8 protein-coding genes are annotated in these 3974 nt (G+C 42.4%); 7 read left to right on the forward strand and 1 reads right to left on the reverse strand.

The annotated features are described in order from the left end of the window. The first annotated feature begins 61 nt into the window (after positions 1-61). The 4 genes from C5469_RS22400 (at position 62) to C5469_RS22415 (ending at position 1695) form a co-directional block, all read left to right on the forward strand. A complete protein-coding gene (locus C5469_RS22400; RefSeq protein ID WP_166310857.1) occupies positions 62-238 on the forward strand; it encodes a hypothetical protein in 177 nt (58 codons plus the stop codon). An 11-nt stretch (positions 239-249) separates the two neighbouring features. After that, on the forward strand, positions 250-441 hold the full coding sequence (locus C5469_RS22405) for a NinE family protein (RefSeq protein WP_166310859.1): 192 nt from the start codon (positions 250-252) through the stop codon (positions 439-441). Further along, positions 413-1021: a recombination protein NinG gene (locus C5469_RS22410; protein ID WP_166310861.1), complete on the forward strand. Its 609-nt coding sequence runs from the start codon at positions 413-415 to the stop codon at positions 1019-1021. The genes C5469_RS22405 and C5469_RS22410 overlap by 29 nt, the downstream gene beginning before the upstream one ends. A gap of 185 nt (positions 1022-1206) precedes the next feature. After that, positions 1207-1695: an antiterminator Q family protein gene (locus tag C5469_RS22415; RefSeq protein ID WP_166310869.1), complete on the forward strand. Its 489-nt coding sequence runs from the start codon at positions 1207-1209 to the stop codon at positions 1693-1695. 341 nt (positions 1696-2036) lie between these two features. Here C5469_RS22415 and C5469_RS22420 read toward each other — a convergent pair whose 3' ends face one another. Further along, positions 2037-2489, reverse strand: a complete 453-nt coding sequence (locus C5469_RS22420; RefSeq protein WP_166310863.1) for an ECs1072 family phage-associated protein — start codon at positions 2487-2489, stop codon at positions 2037-2039. A gap of 157 nt (positions 2490-2646) precedes the next feature. On the opposite strand from C5469_RS22420, the gene C5469_RS22425 reads away from it, so the two are divergent. Genes C5469_RS22425 through C5469_RS22435 form a run of 3 tightly spaced genes read left to right on the forward strand, consistent with a single transcriptional unit; the run spans position 2647 to position 3831 of the window. After that, on the forward strand, positions 2647-2973 hold the full coding sequence (locus tag C5469_RS22425; RefSeq protein ID WP_207629307.1) for a phage holin, lambda family: 327 nt from the start codon (positions 2647-2649) through the stop codon (positions 2971-2973). Further along, positions 2960-3385 (forward strand): lysozyme, encoded by a 426-nt coding sequence (locus tag C5469_RS22430; RefSeq protein ID WP_166310871.1) that lies wholly within the window; start codon positions 2960-2962, stop codon positions 3383-3385. The genes C5469_RS22425 and C5469_RS22430 overlap by 14 nt, the downstream gene beginning before the upstream one ends. Then, positions 3382-3831, forward strand: coding sequence for a lysis protein (locus tag C5469_RS22435; RefSeq protein WP_166310867.1), 450 nt, complete (start codon positions 3382-3384; stop codon positions 3829-3831). Before C5469_RS22430 ends, C5469_RS22435 begins: the two co-directional genes overlap by 4 nt. Positions 3832-3974 lie beyond the last annotated feature (143 nt).

Here is a 3974-nt window from a genome sequence, read left to right on the forward strand (position 1 = left end):
GTTTGGTTACTATTCCAAATAACTCGCAATATATGAAATTAAAACAGGAGCAAGATAAATAATGAATGACTGGATACTCTATTTCTATGCATTTGCTGGCATTGTAGCGACATTTGTTTTTGGGCTTCTGGGGCTGGCAGCGGCAGCAAGAATATTTTGCGTGTATGCGTTGTGGCAGTTAAGACAGGGCAAAAGAGCATTACGTATCGGCAGAGAAATGAAAGAAAGGAATAAATAATGGGTGGTTAAATGTCACAGCAAACATCACAGACTCAACGAGTCATCAATAATCTGATATATAAAGTGCCATCTAATAATAAATCAAAGCCAGTTCCTGCGGAGTCAGAAGTTGAAACATTTGACTATGTTTATCATTTACTGCGAGCAAAGTGGGACAGACGGAGAAATAGAAATGAAAAAGCCATCAAGGAGAAAGTGTAAAATATGTTGTGAATGGTTTATGCCAAAATACCATAATATATGGTGGTGTAATCCAGAACATGGCGCGGAATTAGCAATTAAGAAGCGGAATAGAGACAGGGAAAAAGCAGAGCAGGCACTGAAAAAGAAACGTCAGCAAGAATTAGCAGAGAAGAAAGATAAACTCAAAGCACGCAAGTTAGCAGTAAAGCCCCGCAGTTATTTTATTCAGCAAGCCCAATGTTCAGTTAATGCATATGTTCGTTATCGAGATAAAGATAAGCCGTGTATTTCATGCGGCACTACAGAATCATCACAATGGGACGCAGGACATTACAGGACTACATCAGCAGCGCAACAATTACGATTTGATATAAGACAAATACATAAACAATGTACAGTCTGTAATCGGCATCACTCGGGGAATATTGTTCCATATCGGATTGAGCTTATTGATCGCATCGGCATTGAAGCTGTTGAAGATATCGAGAGTAATCATGAACGGCATAGATGGACTATTGAAGAATGCAAAACGATTAAAGCCGAGTTTGATGAAAAATTGAAGAAACTCAGGAGCTTAAGCAATGACAATCTTCACTGATATATCAGCTGCGATAGAAGAGGCTCGCTTCAGAAGTGGAATCACAGGCAGGTCATTTGCTGTTTTGCAATGCAAATATGGTTCACTGAAAGTTATTCATGATCGGAGAGTCAGGGGCAAAAAACACTCAGTCATGTTTTCAACTAAGTATGACAAATGTCATTCAGTTCTCCGGGGGTAAGATGATGGGAATAAGAAATTATGAACTCACTAAAGAGCAACACGACTGGATTGATAGCTGGTTAAGTTTATGGGGGGCATGGGTTTATAGTGGCCGGATTGATAAGCGCCAGATGAACATGATTTATAAATTCATGGTGAGCGTAGAACCAAGTAATAACCCGACAAGGCCAGTATGTAATGATGATGATGGAATGTTGATTTCTCAGGTCGTCGATTCTGTTATGTACATTGACATGAAAGCATATGGAATACTTCTTAGTTACTACGCTCATAGTTTATCAAGATACGCAATAGCATCTTACTATCACAAGGTTGCAAATCCCCGCAAAATGATGACTCGCTCAGGAGGCCGACTTAAGAAGCCATCACATAGAACATGCAGGAGAGAAGTTGACGAAATTCTTAGTGCCAGCGTTTACATGTTGTACCTGCCTCTGAAAAATGCATTTAAAATACGCAAACGTGTATCTAAAGTTAAAAAAGTTGCATAGAACGTGTTGACATCAATGACCAAATGGACAACAATTATAGGGTAAGATTGCCGTAAGTGTTTCTTAGGTGTCTTAGCCAAATCCCAAGCCTCGTTTCCTGCGGGGTTTTTTCATATATAAAGCACATTCACAGGCTACGCATGGCGTGGCCTTTTTTTGTATCTGGAGATTTATCATGAGCGAGAACCAACCGTACTTTTACAATCCGAATATGTCTTCTGAATATTTGGAGGATTGGTTAGATAAGCAAAGATTGCATGTCACCTACTTCAACAAACTGAAACAAGAAAGAGCCGCATTGGAACAACGGCTCTCAGAGATTGATGTGATTTTAGATAACTTTAAACATGAGTTTGAAGGTAAATTGAGTTTTCCTTGGGAACCCAGTCCTCATCTAAAATATCATCAAAACGGAACGAAATAGTCTCAGGTAGATTAATTGCATCAATGACACGCCGGGCTTCGTCAGGAAAGTTATCAAGGTGCATTTCATCCTGGATCACAAGCAAACTATCCTCTAAAGAAAGCGCCCTAATTTCCGAAGGTTTCCATTTCGTTTTCAGGAATATCAGATGATGCAATGCTTTCTCGCCCTCTAATGGCTCAAAGATAGTGCCATATTGTTGACGGTGTTTGTGAAGAATTACTTCTAATGTGAAGATTTGCGCCGCATGATTTTTCAAACAACAAATCTGATGATCACTACTATAAACATCAAAATAATTAGGGTCGATATCATGGTTGTTGCAAACCCTAGCCTTAATGGCGTGCCACAAGTTGTAAAATTTTGCCAAAATAATTCTCCTGTGTATTTGTAGGAATTAAGAGAATACCACGAGCCGGGCGTGAAATACCCGGCAACACTTCAAGGGCTGCGATCTGATACGGCCTTTTTCTTTTCACACCCGTTTAACGGGGTCTTAATCCCCAACGGGGGTGGATATGAAACTCATGGACAAGCAGCCTGACATCTGGATGCAGCTATGGTTATGGCTGTTATCAGTCAAAGAACAAGGTTTAGGGGCGATACTATCGGGAACAATGGCTTGTCTCCGGGGTCGTTATAACGGCGGGGGATGGCTGCGTGTCTCCATTGATGCCTTTATGTGTGCCATGTTTGCATGGTTCATTCGTGACATTTTAAATCTTTTTGGTCTGAATCCTGACTTAGCCTACATCGGCAGTGTTGTAATTGGCTATCTGGGTACTGATTTTATTGGTCAATTACTTCGTAGATCAGCAGAGAAAAGAGCGGGGGTATCAGATGCAAATCAGTGAGAAAGGGCTTAGTAAGCTTAAAGGCTATGAGGGTCTCAGCTTAACAGCATATCGTTGCCCTGCGGGTGTTTGGACAATCGGCTACGGTCATACTCGCGGGGTAAAGCCCGGTGACGTTATTACTGATGAGCAAGCAACGCAGTTCTTACTAGAAGACTTAGCCCCGGTTTACATCACGATTGAGTCCAATGTTAAGGTCCCGTTGACTCAAGGTCAATTTGATGCGCTGTGTTCATTCATCTTCAACTGTGGCACCGGTGCTTTCGTCCGTTCTACGTTGCTGAAAAAGCTTAACGCGGGTGATTATCGCGGGGCGGCGGATCAATTCATGAGATGGAATCAAGTGGATGGACGTACACTACCGGGTTTGGACGCCCGCAGGGCATCTGAAAAAACGATGTTTTTATCATGAAATTCAACGCTCGCTACTACACGATACTCGCACTAATCGTTATTTCACTGACAGCGTATTACTATCACTCTGCGTTACAGAGAGAACGTCATGTTACAAAGCAGCAGCAAGAAGACATTCAGCAACTCACAGACACTATCGACTATCAGAACTCACACATTACCATGTTGAACGAATTGGATGTGAAGCACACACAGGAACTTGCCAATGCCAAATCTGAAATTGATGCTCTGCGTGATGATGTTGCCGTTGGTCGTCGCCGGTTGCGTATCGCGGCAACCTGTAATCAAAGCGAAACCGGTTCCACCTCCGGCGTGGTTAATGCAGCTACCGCCCGACCTGCTGACTCCTCTATCAGAGATTATTGGACCCTCAGAGAGCGAATAGCGGTAATCAATCAGCAGGTATTAGGCTTGCAGGACTACATTAAGACTCAGTGTCAGTAACAGCCTCGGTTAATCCGGGGCTTTTTATTATCTAGCGCATTCACACGCGCCTCTATTTCTAAACGCAGAGCCTTACAGAAAGCGAACCTGAGAAATCCGTTAATGGTATTTCTGCGGGCGGCATTTCTGTGTGAACAGGTTCG

The sequence above is a fragment of the Photorhabdus cinerea genome (assembly GCF_011189575.1).
Lineage (GTDB): Bacteria > Pseudomonadota > Gammaproteobacteria > Enterobacterales > Enterobacteriaceae > Photorhabdus > Photorhabdus cinerea.